Origin of the sequence: Pseudomonas baetica (assembly GCF_019733355.1) — a bacterium.
GTDB lineage: Bacteria > Pseudomonadota > Gammaproteobacteria > Pseudomonadales > Pseudomonadaceae > Aquipseudomonas > Aquipseudomonas baetica_A.
Window position 1 is genome coordinate 261,677 of sequence record NZ_JAIHLQ010000004.1, and the last position, 13,919, is coordinate 275,595.

A 13,919-nucleotide genomic window follows, 5' to 3' on the forward strand; every position below is an offset into this window, starting at 1 on the left:
CGCCTAACCGGCTGATGAGGTACCACACAAGATGTTTAGTTTTATTGCCCGCCGACTGGGGTTGTTGATCCCCACGTTTTTCGGCATCACCTTGCTGACTTTCGCGTTGATTCGCATGATTCCGGGCGACCCCGTGGAAGTGATGATGGGCGAACGTCGGGTCGATCCCGAAATGCACGCTCAGGCAATGGAACGCCTAGGTCTGAACAAACCGCTGTATGCCCAGTATCTGGACTACATCGGCAAACTGGCTCACGGCGATCTCGGCGAATCCCTGCGTACGCGCACCAGCGTCTGGACCGAGTTCACCTCCCTTTTCCCGGCGACCCTGGAACTGTCCATGGCCGCCCTGCTGTTCGCCGGCATTCTGGGCCTTTTGGCCGGGGTGATTGCGGCACTCAAGCGAGGATCCCTGTTCGACCATGGGGTGATGGGCATCTCCCTGGCGGGGTATTCGATGCCGATCTTCTGGTGGGGCCTGATCCTGATCATGTTCTTCTCGGTGAGCCTGGGCTGGACACCGGTGTCCGGGCGAATCGACCTGCTTTACGACATCGAGCCGCGCACCGGCTTCATGTTGATCGACACGCTGCTGGCCGATGACGTCGGCGCATTCTTCGACGCGCTGCATCACCTGATCCTGCCGGCCATCGTGCTGGGGACCATTCCGCTGGCAGTGATCGCGCGAATGACCCGCTCCTCGATGCTCGAAGTCCTGCGTGAAGACTACATCCGTACCGCCAGGGCCAAAGGCCTGTCGCCGGCACGCGTGGTGTTCGTCCACGGTTTGCGTAACGCGCTGATTCCGGTCCTGACCGTGGTCGGCCTGCAAGTCGGCACGCTGCTGGCCGGTGCAGTTCTGACCGAAACCATCTTCTCCTGGCCCGGCATCGGTAAATGGCTGATCGAAGCCATCGGCGCCCGGGACTACCCGGTTGTGCAAAACGGCATCCTGTTAATCGCCTGCCTGGTGATTCTGGTCAACTTCGTAGTGGACATCCTCTACGGCTTTGCCAACCCACGCATCCGTCATCAGCGCTGAGGTCAATTACCCATGAGCACTCCAACTTCCTCAGCAGCCACCGCCGCGTCCGACGTGGATCAAAGCCTGCTGTACCCGTCACCGTACAAAGAATTCTGGCAAGCCTTCTCCAAGAACAAGGGCGCAGTTGCCGGTTTGCTGTTCATGCTGCTGATCGTCTTCTGCGCGCTGTTCGCGCCGTGGGTCGCACCGCATAACCCGAGCGAGCAATACCGTGACTTCCTGCTGACGCCACCGTCGTGGCTCGAAGGCGGGCAGATTCAGTTCCTGCTCGGCACCGATGAACTGGGTCGCGACCTGCTGTCGCGTCTGATCCAGGGTTCGCGCCTGTCGCTGCTGATCGGTTTGTCTTCGGTCGTGATGTCGTTGATCCCGGGCATCCTGCTGGGTCTGTTCGCCGGTTTCTTCCCCAAAGTCCTCGGCCCGACCATCATGCGTTTGATGGACATCATGCTGGCCCTGCCGTCCTTGCTGCTGGCGGTGGCGATTGTCGCCATCCTCGGCCCTGGCCTGATCAACACCGTGATTGCGATTGCTGTGGTATCGCTGCCGTCCTACGTGCGTCTGACCCGTGCCGCCGTCATGGGCGAACTGAACCGCGACTACGTGACCGCCGCGCGCCTGGCCGGTGCCGGGCTGCCACGCCTGATGTTCATCACCGTGCTGCCCAACTGCATGGCACCGCTGATCGTACAAGCGACCCTGAGCTTCTCCTCGGCGATTCTCGATGCCGCCGCCCTGGGCTTCCTCGGCCTTGGCGTACAACCGCCAACCCCTGAGTGGGGCACCATGCTGGCCTCGGCTCGCGACTACATCGAACGCGCCTGGTGGGTGGTGAGCCTGCCTGGTTTGACCATTTTGCTCAGCGTGCTGGCAATCAACCTGATGGGCGACGGTCTGCGCGATGCGCTGGACCCGAAACTCAAGAACGCCGCCTGAGGAGATTCCCATGTCACTGCTAGAAATCAAGAATCTCAACGTTCGCTTCGGCGACAAAACCGCCGTGCCGGTTGTCGACGGCCTCGACCTCAAAGTCGACAAGGGCGAAGTACTGGCGATCGTGGGCGAGTCCGGTTCGGGTAAATCCGTGACCATGATGGCCCTGATGGGCCTGATCGAGCACCCGGGGATCGTCACGGCCGACGCCCTGAATTTCGACGGCAAGAACATGCTCACCCTGAGCAACCGCCAGCGCCGGCAGATCGTCGGCAAAGACCTGGCGATGGTGTTCCAGGACCCGATGACCGCACTGAACCCGAGCTACACCGTCGGTTTCCAGATCGAAGAAGTGCTGCGCCTGCACCTGAAAATGTCCGGCAAGCAAGCGCGTAAACGTGCCATCGAACTGCTGGAAAAAGTGGAAATCCCGGGCGCCGCCAGCCGTATGGACGCCTACCCGCATCAACTGTCCGGCGGTATGAGCCAGCGCGTCGCCATCGCCATGGCGATTGCCGGCGAGCCGAAACTGCTGATCGCCGACGAACCGACCACGGCACTCGATGTAACCATTCAGGCGCAGATCATGGATCTGCTGCTGGCGTTGCAGAAAGAACAGGACATGGGCCTGGTGCTGATCACCCACGACCTCGCGGTCGTGGCTGAAACCGCCCAGCGCGTGTGCGTGATGTATGCCGGCCAAGCCGTTGAAGTCGGTCAGGTGCCACAACTGTTCGACATCCCGGCGCACCCGTACAGCGAAGCGCTGCTCAAGGCGATTCCGGAGCACAGCCAGGGCGCCGAGCGTCTGGCGACGCTGCCGGGCATCGTCCCGGGCCGTTACGACCGTCCGCAGGGTTGCCTGCTGTCGCCGCGCTGCCCGTACGTGCAGGAAAGCTGCCGCGCGCAGCGTCCGACCCTTGACCCGAAAAGCCACAGCCTCGCCCGCTGCTTCTACCCGCTGAACCAGGAGGTGGCGTAATGGCCGTCGTACTTACCGCCCGCGACCTGACCCGTCACTACGAAGTCTCCCGTGGCCTGTTCAAGGGCCATGCGACCGTGCGCGCGCTTAACGGCGTGTCGTTCGAACTGGAAGCCGGCAAGACCCTCGCGGTTGTCGGCGAGTCGGGCTGTGGCAAGTCCACCCTCGCCCGCGCCCTGACCCTGATTGAAGAGCCGTCGTCCGGCTCCTTGAAAATCGCCGGCCAGGAAGTGGCCGGTGCCGACAAGGCCCAGCGCAAGCAACTGCGCAAAGACGTGCAGATGGTGTTCCAGAGCCCGTACGCGTCGTTGAACCCACGGCAGAAAGTCGGTGATCAGCTCGGCGAGCCGCTGCTGATCAACACCAACCTGTCCGCCGCCGAACGTCGCGAGAAAGTCCAGGCGATGATGAAGCAGGTCGGCTTGCGTCCCGAGCACTACCAGCGTTATCCGCACATGTTTTCCGGCGGTCAGCGCCAGCGGATCGCCCTGGCCCGAGCAATGATGCTGCAACCCAAAGTGCTGGTGGCGGACGAACCGACTTCGGCGCTGGACGTTTCGATTCAGGCGCAGGTGCTGAACCTGTTCATGGATCTTCAGCAGGAGTTCAACACCGCCTACGTGTTCATCTCGCACAACCTGGCGGTGGTGCAACACGTGGCCGATGACGTGATGGTGATGTACCTCGGTCGCCCGGTGGAAATGGGTCCGAAAAACGCCATCTATGATCGTCCTCTGCACCCTTACACCCAGGCGCTGCTGTCGGCGACCCCGACGATTCACCCGGATCCGGACAAGCCGAAAATCAAGATCGTCGGCGAATTGCCCAACCCGCTCAACCCGCCCGCAGGCTGCGCGTTCCACAAGCGTTGCCCGTATGCGACCGAGCGTTGCAGCACTGAAGAGCCAGCCCTGCGCGAGCTCGACAACCGGCAGGTGGCGTGCCACTACGCCGAGCAGTTCCTCGACGGCGCGGCGTAAGCAAATCCAGAGGTAAATGCAAAAAACGGTGGGAGCGGGCTTGCTCGCGAAGGCGGTGGTTCAGTCAATATTTGTGTCGACTGACACACCGCTTTCGCGAGCAAGCCCGCTCCCACAGGGGATTTGAGTTGCAGGTCTGTACGCGTCAGCAAAACCCAGCGGCGACGGCGCGGCATCCGCAAATCCAGAGGCAAATGCGAGCCCGCTCCCACAGAGATTGTGTTGGACTTAGAGTCAAAGTGTTAACCAAACCCCTTCCGCTTCGATTGCGCATCAGTCGAGGAAGAAGGGGTTTTCTTTTGTCTGCAATTTACGTCTGGCTGTCGCCTTCGTCACCGTCGTCGGTATCCGGCTCGTCGGTGCTCGAATCATCATCGCCTTCGCTGCCGCCCTGGCCTTTATCACCGCCCTCAGAATCAGACTTGGCCAGCATCAGCCCGCTGTGCCCCACCTGCCCGCTGAAGGCCTGGGCATCATGATCCTCGCACTCGGCCCAAGCCGTCGCCGTGCCGAGGGAGAACATCACCATCACTTTCAACAGCAGCAAAACGCGTAGCAATCTGTTTTTCATGATCGATTCCATCCTCTGCGGGTGAGACAAACATGCCGATCCGGCGATGAATGAAATCTAGTTCCGATCCGCCGGGTTCACCAGACAAGACACTAATCAGCCGGCAGAAATACCCTCGGCACAAAGACTGGTTTCGAATAACGCCAATAGCCGGAGCCGCTAGAGGACGCCGGCCTGCCCTTAAGGCGCGTCCGAGACGCGTGTGCGAGTGGCCTGATAAATCAGCGGGATGGCCAACAGCGCCAGCGTCGCACTGACCAGCCAGACACTGTGCCCGCCAAAGTATCCGTACATTTGACCGCTCAGCACCGGTGATACCAGTGCGCTCGCACTCCAGCTCATGAAAAACAGACCGAAGTACTGCCCGCTTTTGCCACTCTGTGCATGCTGCATGACCAACACATTGAGCGGCGGCATGAACAGCGCTTCGCCCAGTGTCCAGACCACCGTCGACAGGCAGACGAAAAACAGTCCGGAGCCCAACGGCAACATGCCCAGCCCGATAGCCAGCAACAGACTGCCGGCCACCAGTTGCCGCCGCATGCCCCACCGTTCGCCCCAATGGGACAGCGGAATCTGCAGGGCCACGATCAGTATCGCGTTGAGCGCGAACTGCCAGCCGATGGCTTCTGTGCTCAAGTGGTAGTAGTCACGCAGATAGTTGCCCAGCGTGCTGTAGACGGTATCGAACGCCATGCCGAGCAAGACCGCCGCCGCCAGTAACCAGAGAAACGCCTTGTCGCGATACGCAGAGGATGAGCCAGAGCCCGCGTCGGCTGACGCCTCAACGATCAGCACCGGTCGACGCCAGGTCGTGCGGACAAACCAGAGCAACGCCAGTAGCGTCATCGCCGCACTGGCGAAAAACACCGAGCGAAAATCCGTCTGCGCCAACACCCCGCCAGCCACCCCGGCAGCGGCCATCCCGAGATTTCTCGCGACCCGGCTCAAAGCTTGCGCACGCGAACGCTGCGCAACCTCGCAATACTCCATGATCAACCGTTGATGCAGGGTGCGGATCGCCCCGTCGAGCACACCGCTCAACAGCAATAACGCCGCAAGCCACGGCACGTCGGTGACCAACCCCAACAGGATCAAGGTCCATACCGACAGGAAAAACAGCGCCGCCGTGAGCCGCGCCGTGGGAAAGCGATCACTGAGCAACCCACCGACCATCGAACCGATCAACAGCCCCGCGCCGTAACCGGACAGCAGCCAGCCCACGGTTTCAATCGCCAGCCCCAGTTCCTGACGCAGATACAAGGCCATGAACAGCTTGACCATGCTGCTCAAGCGATTGATGAACAGCAACGCCGCAAGCACCCAGGCCATCACGCCAAAATAGCCGTCCAGCCGCAGCAGGTGAGTCAGTCGACTCGTCATTCCATTGACCTCTTGAAGCCGCCTAAGTGAACCGGAACAGTAACGGGCAACACGCCAGTTGTCGCGCCTCTGAACGCCTGAAACCACAAAATCGTAACCACCCTACAACCCCAGCAGGAGCTGCCGAAGGCTGAGTTGGATCGAGTGCATTCATCTAGAAAATTAACGGCTGACAGGCCGCCATAGCTGGCAAGACAAACTCCCACAGGGATTGCATGCAACCTGTAAGAAATGGGTCGGCTGGCAGGCCGCCTTCGCGAGCAGGCTCGCTCCCACAAGAAAGCAATAGCAGAACGCACATCGCCTCTGCTCCTCACCACTCAACAGGATGAGCGTTAGCTCGGCTGCAGCTCTTGATCTTGATCCACGGGCGACGTCGGAAGGCTGAGTGGAGGGATTGATCCGGGGATGGGAGCGCAGCGACCGTTTGGCGAAGCCAAACACATCGAGAGGAGGTGCAGCGCAGCAAACCGGAGGCGATGCCCCCCGGATCAATCCCGCAGCGAAGGAACCCCGAGCCCCAGCGAGCGGGCCGCACGTAGGAGCAAGCGTTTTTTTGCTTACTTTTTTTAGGCGTTTGTAAAAAAAGTGAGTCGCCGTAAGGGCGAAACCGTCAGCCGCAACACCCGCAGAAATGGATATACACCCAAACCAACCAAGCAAAAAAAGCCCCCTAGGCATACACCTAGGGGGCTTTGGACAAAACAATTCAGCGCTTAGTGATGCTCACGCGTCGCACGGAATTTCACATCCGGCCAGCGCTCTTCCATCAACGCCAGGTTAACCCGCGTCGGAGCGAGGTAAGTCAGGTGACCACCGCCATCGACTGCCAGGTTTTCCACAGCTTTGTTGGAGAATTCCTCAAGCTTCTTCTTGTCGTCGCATTCAATCCAGCGCGCCGAGTAAACAGTGATCGGCTCGTACGAGCACTCGACCTTGTATTCCTCTTTCAGGCGGCTGGCGACCACGTCGAACTGCAGCACACCGACGGCACCAAGAATGATGTCGTTGCTGCGCTCCGGGAAGAACACCTGGGTCGCGCCTTCTTCGGCCAGTTGCTGCAGCCCCTGACGCAGTTGCTTGGACTTCAGCGGATCACGCAGACGCACGCGGCGGAACAGTTCCGGGGCGAAGTGCGGGATACCGGTGAAACCAAGCGCTTCGCCTTCGCTGAAGGTGTCGCCGATCTGAATGGTGCCGTGGTTGTGCAGACCGATGATGTCGCCGGCAAACGCCTCTTCCAGTTGCTCACGCTCGGAGGAGAAGAACGTCAGGGCGTCGCCGATGCGCACGTCCTTGCCGGTACGCACATGGCGCATCTTCATGCCTTTCTCGTACTTGCCCGAGCAGATACGCATGAAAGCGATGCGGTCGCGGTGTTTCGGGTCCATGTTCGCCTGGATCTTGAAGATGAAGCCCGAGAACTTCTCTTCGACCGGTTCCACGGTGCGCTCGTTGGCCACGCGTGCCAGCGGGCGCGGCGCCCAGTCAACGACGGCGTCGAGCACGTGGTCGACACCGAAGTTGCCCAGCGCGGTACCGAAGAACACCGGGGTCAGTTGGCCGTCGAGGAACTCTTGCTGATTGAACTCGTGGCAGGCGCCCTGTACCAGTTCCAACTGCTCGGTGAAGCGGTCGTACTCGTCGCCCAGATGCGCGCGCGCTTCGTCGGAGTCGAGCTTCTCGATGATCTTGGTTTCGGTGCGTTCGTGACCGTGACCGGCGGTGTAGACAATGATGTAGTCGTCGGCCAGGTGGTACACGCCTTTGAAGTCGCGGTAGCAACCGATCGGCCAGGTGATCGGCGCCGCCTTGATCTTCAGAACGGCTTCGATTTCGTCGAGCAGTTCGATCGGGTCGCGGATGTCACGGTCGAGCTTGTTGATGAAGCTGACGATCGGCGTGTCTCGCAGACGGCAAACGTCCATCAGCGCAATGGTCCGTGGCTCAACACCCTTACCGCCGTCGAGGACCATCAAGGCCGAGTCCACTGCCGTCAGAGTGCGGTAGGTGTCTTCGGAGAAGTCTTCGTGGCCCGGGGTGTCGAGCAGGTTGACCATGTGATCGCGATACGGGAACTGCATGACCGACGTGGTAATGGAAATACCCCGTTGTTTCTCCATCTCCATCCAGTCGGATGTCGCATGGCGGTCGGATTTACGGGATTTCACCGTACCGGCCACCGCAATCGCCTTGCCCATCAACAGGAGCTTTTCGGTGATCGTGGTTTTACCGGCATCGGGGTGGGAAATAATGGCGAAAGTGCGGCGTTTCGCGACTTCGGCGGCCTGGTTGGTCATGGGAAATCGCCTGGCGGTGATTCAAAAAAGGGCCGCGATTATAGCCCAAGTCCAGACAATAACCGAACCGTTGAGCACATCAGGGGTGGCCAAATGCTGTCTCAGATGGGAACCTTTTAAAGCACGGAGACGTCCATCCCCTGTTACGACATTGCGTCAGGGGCTGAAAAATCAGCAAGTTAGCCTGACGAGGCTGCGCTCATGGCTCGCTTTCAGACCGTTTTTTGCCGGTGCTGAGGGAGCTGCTTCTCGCGAACGTTCTTTCCCGGCAGCCAAGGTTTGGCCTGCCACGCAGGATGGCGTTCGCCGACTAAAAAAAAGGAGTCCGCCTGTGGCTATCCGCTATGGCAAAGGGCTGATGGGAGGTGCGGTGGTGATCGCGCTCCTGGCCCTGCTGGTCCACTGGATCGGCATCAACACGATCGAACACTACCGCGACGATTTGTTGTTTTACCTGCAAGCTCATCTGATTCTTGTCCTCGCTTCAATGCTGGCTGCCCTCGTCGTGGGCATCCCCGCCGGCATCTTCCTCAGTCGCCCGAACATGGTCGGCCGCGCTGAACGCTTCATGCAGATCTTCAACATCGGCAACACCGTGCCACCGCTGGCCGTGCTCGCGATTGCCCTGGGGATTCTGGGCATCGGCAGTGGCCCGGCGATCTTCGCGCTGTTCCTCGCGTCACTGTTGCCAATTGTGCGCAACACCTACGAAGGCCTGAAAAACGTTCAGGGTTCACTCAAAGAAGCCGCCGTCGGCATCGGCATGACCCCGCGTCAGGTGCTGTGGAAAGTCGAGTTGCCCAACGCTGTGCCGATCATCGTCGGTGGTGTGCGTGTGGCGCTGGCGATCAATGTCGGGACAGCGCCGCTGGCGTTCCTGATCGGCGCCAACAGCCTTGGCAGCCTGATCTTCCCGGGTATCGCGCTGAACAATCAGCCGCAACTGCTGCTCGGCGCCGCGTGTACCGCCTTACTGGCGCTGCTGCTCGATGGCGCTGTCACCCTGGGCAGTCGACTCTGGCTCGAACGCGGCTTGCGCCCGTCTTAAGCCTCGGCAAAGGAATCTTCATGAAACGACTTAGCTTGATTTTAGGCTGCGCCCTGCTGTTCGCAGGAATCGCCCAAGCCGCCGACAAACCGGTTATCCGCATTGGCGCCCGGGTGTTCACCGAACAAACCCTGCTGGCGCAAATCACCTCGCAGTACCTGCGCAGCAAAGGCTACGACGCGCAAATCACCGGTGGGCTGGGTAGCAATCTGGCGCGCAGCGCTCAGGAAAGTGGCCAACTGGACATGCTCTGGGAGTACACCGGTGTGTCGCTGGTGTCCTACAACCATGTCACCGAAAAACTCGACAGCGAACAGTCCTACGCTCGGGTGAAAGAACTCGACGCCCAAAAAGGCCTGACCTGGCTCACGCCGTCCAAATTCAGCAACACCTATGCACTGGCCCTGCCGAAGAAAATCGCCGACCAGTACCCACAGATCAACAACATCAGCGAACTGAACACCGTGCTGCGGGATGAGGCCGAGGCCAATCACCTGGTGGCTCTGGACACTGAGTTCGCCAACCGCTCCGACGGCCTGGACGGCATGGTCAAGCTCTATGACATGAACCTGACACGCGAGAACACCCGCCAGATGGACGCCGGTCTGGTCTACACCGCCCTGCGCAATGGCCAAGTGTTCGCCGGTCTGGTGTACACCACGGACGGTCGCCTGAGCGCCTTCAATCTGAAATTGCTGGCGGACGACAAGCATTACTTCCCGGACTACACCGCCGCGCCCGTGGTGCGCCAGGCCTATCTGGACGCCCACCCGAAACTGGCCGGGCAACTCAAGCCGCTGGCCGAACTGTTTGATGACGAAACCATGCGCCGGCTCAACGCGCGGGTCGATGTCGATCATGAAAGCCCATCCGCTGTTGCCGCTGATTTCCTGCGCCAACATCCATTGAATTGAAGGGAGGAAACGTCATGGAATTCTTGAACGCGTTTTCCCATCTTGACTGGCAGCAGGTGTTGCACCTGACCTTGCAGCACATTTCTCTGGTGGGGATCGCCGTCAGTCTGGCGATTGTCGCCGGTGTGCCGCTGGGCATTCTGATGACCCGCTTTCCGAGCCTCGCCGGCCCTTTACAGGCCAGCGCCACAGTGCTGCTGACCGTGCCGTCGATTGCCCTGTTCGGCCTGCTGTTGCCGTTCTACTCCAAGTTCGGCCAAGGCCTGGGCCCGATGCCGGCGATCACCGCGGTGTTCCTTTATTCACTGCTGCCGATCATGCGCAACACCTACCTCGCCCTGACCGGCGTCGAACCGGGCATCCGTGAAGCCGCACGCGGCATCGGCATGACCTTCGGCCAGCGCCTGCGCATGGTCGAGTTGCCGATTGCGGTACCGGTGATCCTCGCCGGTGTGCGTACTGCCGTGGTGATGAACATTGGCGTGATGACCATCGCCGCCACCGTCGGCGCCGGCGGTCTCGGTGTGTTGATCCTTGCTTCCATCAGCCGCAGTGACATGTCGATGCTCATCGTCGGCGCGCTGCTGGTCAGTCTTCTGGCGATCTTCGCCGACCTCCTCCTGCAGTGGCTGCAACGCGCGCTGACTCCAAAAGGACTCCTCAAATGATCGAACTTCAAAACCTCAGCAAGACCTTCCAAAGCAACGGCAAAGATGTCAAAGCCGTGGACTCGGTGAGCCTGACCGTCAATGAAGGCGAAATCTGTGTGTTCCTCGGGCCATCGGGTTGCGGCAAAAGCACCACGCTGAAGATGATCAACCGCCTGATCAAACCGACCTCGGGCAAGATCCTGATCAACGGTGAAGACACCACCGACCTGGACGAAGTGACTCTGCGCCGCAACATCGGCTACGTGATTCAGCAGATCGGTCTGTTCCCGAACATGACCATCGAAGAGAACATTGTGGTGGTGCCGAAGCTGCTCGGCTGGGACAAACAGAAATGCCACGACCGCGCCCGCGAACTGATGAGCATGATCAAGCTTGAGCCCAAGCAGTATCTGCATCGCTACCCGCGTGAATTGTCCGGTGGCCAGCAACAGCGCATCGGCGTGATCCGAGCACTGGCAGCGGACGCACCGCTGTTGCTGATGGATGAGCCGTTCGGCGCGGTCGACCCGATCAACCGCGAGATGATCCAGAACGAGTTCTTCGAGATGCAGCGCGCGCTGAACAAGACCGTGATCATGGTCAGCCACGACATCGACGAAGCGATCAAACTCGGCGACAAGATTGCAATCTTCCGCGCCGGCAAGCTGCTGCAGATTGACCATCCGGATACCCTGCTCGCGCACCCGGCAGATGACTTCGTGAGCAACTTTGTCGGCCAGGACAGCACACTCAAACGCCTGCTGCTGGTGAAAGCAGAAGATGCCGCGGACAACGCGCCGTCGGTGAGCCCGGAAACCCCGGTGGCCGATGCGCTGGAGTTGATGGACGAGCATGACCGTCGTTACGTCGTGGTGACTTGTGCCGAGAACAAGGCGCTGGGTTATGTGCGTCGCCGCGACCTGCACCGCCAGACCGGCACCTGCGCGCAGTTCCTGCGTGAGTTCAACGCCACGGCGGCGTATGACGAGCATTTGCGCATCCTGTTGTCGCGCATGTATGAGTTCAATCGTTCGTGGTTGCCGGTGATGGACGCGGAACGGGTGTTCCTGGGCGAGGTCACGCAGGAGTCGATTGCGGCGTACCTGAGTTCGGGGCGATCACGCGGGATGAAGACCAGTATCGTCTCGCCGGCTGAGGCGGTGGTCGCCTGATTAATCGGTAAAAACACAAAACCCTGTAGGCGTGAGCCTGCTCGCGATAGCGCCATATCAGTCAATGAAGATGTCGGCTGAAAAAAAGTCATCGCGAGCAGGCTCACTTCTACAAGATCGGGGGTGTTACCAAGCCATTCACAAGGCGGAAAAGAATCTCAACACTTGATAACTTGGCAGCCCGTCTCGGGCAGCCTCTGCAATAGGCAAAATCCCCCTCACACCCACCTCTCGCCGCCAACGTCGCCGATGTTGCGCCGATCACACTTACCCACGAATTCGCCGACAAAATCCGCGAACGTGCAGGTATTTTTAACACTGAAAAATTCTCGGGGAACATCTGCCCGTCATCTCGGTCGGCTACAAAGAGTGATGAACGCGACGCACGTCAGAAGCGTGCAGAAACGCGACATTTTTAGTTGATCTCACGCCCCTCACGCCCTAAAGTTCGCGCCGAACGTCCATGCTGGAAACGATCCATCCGGCTCAAGTACTGACGACGAGACAGCAAGGCCAAGGGCAGCGCCCCATGGCCTTTTTGCTTTCGGCGACATGCCTTGGGAAGTAGGCGAACCAAAGTGGGGATACGGAGGACGTTCATTTGCACCCATTGTTTTTACTTGTTTGCCCATAGGAGCTCCCAGCATGTCGATCCAGGTCGAAGACTATTTCGCGCGCGCTACATTCGACAAAATGAAGGCGTTCGCCGACAAACAGGAAACCCCGTTCGTGGTGATCGACACCGCGATGATCAGCCAGGCCTACGATGACCTGCGTGCCGGTTTCGAATTCGCCAAGGTCTACTACGCGGTCAAGGCCAACCCGGCCGTCGAGATCATCGACCTGCTCAAAGAGAAAGGTTCGAGCTTCGACATCGCCTCGATCTATGAGCTGGACAAAGTGATGGATCGCGGCGTCAGCGCCGACCGTATCAGCTACGGCAACACCATCAAGAAATCCAAGGACATCCGCTACTTCTATGAGAAGGGCGTGCGTCTGTTCTCCACCGACTCCGAAGCCGACCTGCGCAACATCGCCAAGGCTGCACCGGGCTCGAAAGTGTATGTGCGCATCCTCACCGAAGGCTCGACCACCGCTGACTGGCCCCTGTCGCGCAAATTCGGCTGCCAGACCGACATGGCCATGGATCTGCTGATCCTCGCTCGCGATCTGGGCCTGGTGCCTTACGGCATCTCGTTCCATGTGGGTTCGCAGCAGCGCGACATCAGCGTTTGGGACGCGGCGATCGCCAAGGTCAAAGTGATCTTCGAACGCCTGAAAGAAGAAGACGGCATTCACCTGAAGCTGATCAACATGGGCGGTGGCTTCCCGGCCAACTACATCACCCGCACCAACAGCCTGGAAACCTACGCTGAAGAAATCATCCGTTTCCTGAAAGAAGACTTCGGTGATGACCTGCCGGAAATCATTCTGGAGCCGGGCCGTTCGCTGATCGCCAACGCCGGCATCCTGGTCAGCGAAGTGGTGCTGGTTGCACGTAAATCGCGCACCGCCGTCGAGCGCTGGGTGTACACCGATGTGGGCAAGTTCTCCGGCCTGATCGAAACCATGGACGAGGCGATCAAGTTCCCGATCTGGACCGAGAAAAAAGGCGAGATGGAAGAAGTGGTCATCGCCGGCCCAACCTGCGACAGCGCCGACATCATGTACGAGAACTACAAGTACGGCTTGCCGCTGAACCTGGCGATTGGTGATCGTCTGTACTGGTTGTCGACCGGTGCGTACACCACCAGCTACAGCGCGGTTGAGTTCAATGGCTTTCCGCCGCTGAAATCGTATTACGTGTAATTGTTGAACCGGTGTCTAGTCCTGAAATAGGTTTACACCTGTTTCACCCCAACGCCCGATGCACTGCATCGGGCGTTTTGTATTTTAAGGACAGGTGCGGGCGTTCCTGGTTGTAGATCAGGATCGCTTCTC

The 13,919-nt window shown here is 59.7% G+C and carries 12 protein-coding genes; 9 read left to right on the plus strand and 3 right to left on the minus strand.

Annotation, left to right across the window (positions count from 1 at the left end; translation table 11 throughout):
- The first annotated feature begins 31 nt into the window (after window positions 1-31).
- From K5E40_RS05900 to K5E40_RS05915, 4 genes are read left to right on the plus strand one after another with little or no spacing between them, the layout of a single operon-like run.
- Window positions 32-1,042: an ABC transporter permease subunit gene (locus K5E40_RS05900; RefSeq protein ID WP_221730069.1), complete on the plus strand. Its 1,011-nt coding sequence runs from the start codon at window positions 32-34 to the stop codon at window positions 1,040-1,042.
- Between the two features lie 12 nt (window positions 1,043-1,054).
- Window positions 1,055-1,981: an ABC transporter permease subunit gene (locus K5E40_RS05905; protein ID WP_221730070.1), complete on the plus strand. Its 927-nt coding sequence runs from the start codon at window positions 1,055-1,057 to the stop codon at window positions 1,979-1,981.
- A gap of 10 nt (window positions 1,982-1,991) precedes the next feature.
- The gene (locus K5E40_RS05910) at window positions 1,992-2,960 is read left to right on the plus strand and encodes an ABC transporter ATP-binding protein (protein ID WP_221730071.1); all 969 of its coding nucleotides are present in this window, start codon (window positions 1,992-1,994) and stop codon (window positions 2,958-2,960) included.
- Window positions 2,960-3,940 (plus strand): peptide ABC transporter ATP-binding protein, encoded by a 981-nt coding sequence (locus tag K5E40_RS05915; RefSeq protein WP_221730072.1) that lies wholly within the window; start codon window positions 2,960-2,962, stop codon window positions 3,938-3,940. Before K5E40_RS05910 ends, K5E40_RS05915 begins: the two co-directional genes overlap by 1 nt.
- 310 nt (window positions 3,941-4,250) lie before the next feature.
- Here K5E40_RS05915 and K5E40_RS05920 read toward each other — a convergent pair whose 3' ends face one another.
- The 3 genes from K5E40_RS05920 to K5E40_RS05930 all read right to left on the minus strand — a co-directional run bounded on the left by K5E40_RS05920 (window position 4,251) and on the right by K5E40_RS05930 (window position 8,194).
- On the minus strand, window positions 4,251-4,511 hold the full coding sequence (locus K5E40_RS05920; protein ID WP_221730073.1) for a hypothetical protein: 261 nt from the start codon (window positions 4,509-4,511) through the stop codon (window positions 4,251-4,253).
- 180 nt (window positions 4,512-4,691) lie between these two features.
- Window positions 4,692-5,894: an MFS transporter gene (locus tag K5E40_RS05925; protein ID WP_221730074.1), complete on the minus strand. Its 1,203-nt coding sequence runs from the start codon at window positions 5,892-5,894 to the stop codon at window positions 4,692-4,694.
- A gap of 716 nt (window positions 5,895-6,610) precedes the next feature.
- The gene (locus tag K5E40_RS05930; protein ID WP_221730075.1) at window positions 6,611-8,194 is read right to left on the minus strand and encodes a peptide chain release factor 3; all 1,584 of its coding nucleotides are present in this window, start codon (window positions 8,192-8,194) and stop codon (window positions 6,611-6,613) included.
- A gap of 358 nt (window positions 8,195-8,552) precedes the next feature.
- Between K5E40_RS05930 and K5E40_RS05935 the strand changes: the two genes are divergently transcribed.
- The 5 genes from K5E40_RS05935 (at window position 8,553) to K5E40_RS05955 (ending at window position 13,787) form a co-directional block, all read left to right on the plus strand.
- On the plus strand, window positions 8,553-9,242 hold the full coding sequence (locus tag K5E40_RS05935) for an ABC transporter permease (protein ID WP_221730083.1): 690 nt from the start codon (window positions 8,553-8,555) through the stop codon (window positions 9,240-9,242).
- 20 nt (window positions 9,243-9,262) lie between these two features.
- Window positions 9,263-10,156: a glycine betaine ABC transporter substrate-binding protein gene (locus tag K5E40_RS05940; RefSeq protein ID WP_221730076.1), complete on the plus strand. Its 894-nt coding sequence runs from the start codon at window positions 9,263-9,265 to the stop codon at window positions 10,154-10,156.
- A gap of 14 nt (window positions 10,157-10,170) precedes the next feature.
- On the plus strand, window positions 10,171-10,824 hold the full coding sequence (locus tag K5E40_RS05945; protein WP_221730077.1) for an ABC transporter permease: 654 nt from the start codon (window positions 10,171-10,173) through the stop codon (window positions 10,822-10,824).
- Window positions 10,821-11,978 (plus strand): betaine/proline/choline family ABC transporter ATP-binding protein, encoded by a 1,158-nt coding sequence (locus K5E40_RS05950; protein ID WP_034154441.1) that lies wholly within the window; start codon window positions 10,821-10,823, stop codon window positions 11,976-11,978. The genes K5E40_RS05945 and K5E40_RS05950 overlap by 4 nt, the downstream gene beginning before the upstream one ends.
- 645 nt (window positions 11,979-12,623) lie before the next feature.
- Window positions 12,624-13,787 (plus strand): type III PLP-dependent enzyme, encoded by a 1,164-nt coding sequence (locus tag K5E40_RS05955; protein ID WP_008088754.1) that lies wholly within the window; start codon window positions 12,624-12,626, stop codon window positions 13,785-13,787.
- Window positions 13,788-13,919 lie beyond the last annotated feature (132 nt).

Bases quoted from the DNA above. Each gene is read 5' to 3' on its own strand.
- K5E40_RS05900 (WP_221730069.1), top strand. From the start codon at position 32: ATGTTTAGTTTTATTGCCCGCCGACTGGGGTTGTTGATCCCCACGTTT.
- K5E40_RS05905 (WP_221730070.1), top strand. From the start codon at position 1,055: ATGAGCACTCCAACTTCCTCAGCAGCCACCGCCGCGTCCGACGTGGAT.
- K5E40_RS05910 (WP_221730071.1), top strand. From the start codon at position 1,992: ATGTCACTGCTAGAAATCAAGAATCTCAACGTTCGCTTCGGCGACAAA.
- K5E40_RS05915 (WP_221730072.1), top strand. From the start codon at position 2,960: ATGGCCGTCGTACTTACCGCCCGCGACCTGACCCGTCACTACGAAGTC.
- K5E40_RS05920 (WP_221730073.1), bottom strand. From the start codon at position 4,511: ATGAAAAACAGATTGCTACGCGTTTTGCTGCTGTTGAAAGTGATGGTG.
- K5E40_RS05925 (WP_221730074.1), bottom strand. From the start codon at position 5,894: ATGACGAGTCGACTGACTCACCTGCTGCGGCTGGACGGCTATTTTGGC.
- K5E40_RS05930 (WP_221730075.1), bottom strand. From the start codon at position 8,194: ATGACCAACCAGGCCGCCGAAGTCGCGAAACGCCGCACTTTCGCCATT.
- K5E40_RS05935 (WP_221730083.1), top strand. From the start codon at position 8,553: ATGGGAGGTGCGGTGGTGATCGCGCTCCTGGCCCTGCTGGTCCACTGG.
- K5E40_RS05940 (WP_221730076.1), top strand. From the start codon at position 9,263: ATGAAACGACTTAGCTTGATTTTAGGCTGCGCCCTGCTGTTCGCAGGA.
- K5E40_RS05945 (WP_221730077.1), top strand. From the start codon at position 10,171: ATGGAATTCTTGAACGCGTTTTCCCATCTTGACTGGCAGCAGGTGTTG.
- K5E40_RS05950 (WP_034154441.1), top strand. From the start codon at position 10,821: ATGATCGAACTTCAAAACCTCAGCAAGACCTTCCAAAGCAACGGCAAA.
- K5E40_RS05955 (WP_008088754.1), top strand. From the start codon at position 12,624: ATGTCGATCCAGGTCGAAGACTATTTCGCGCGCGCTACATTCGACAAA.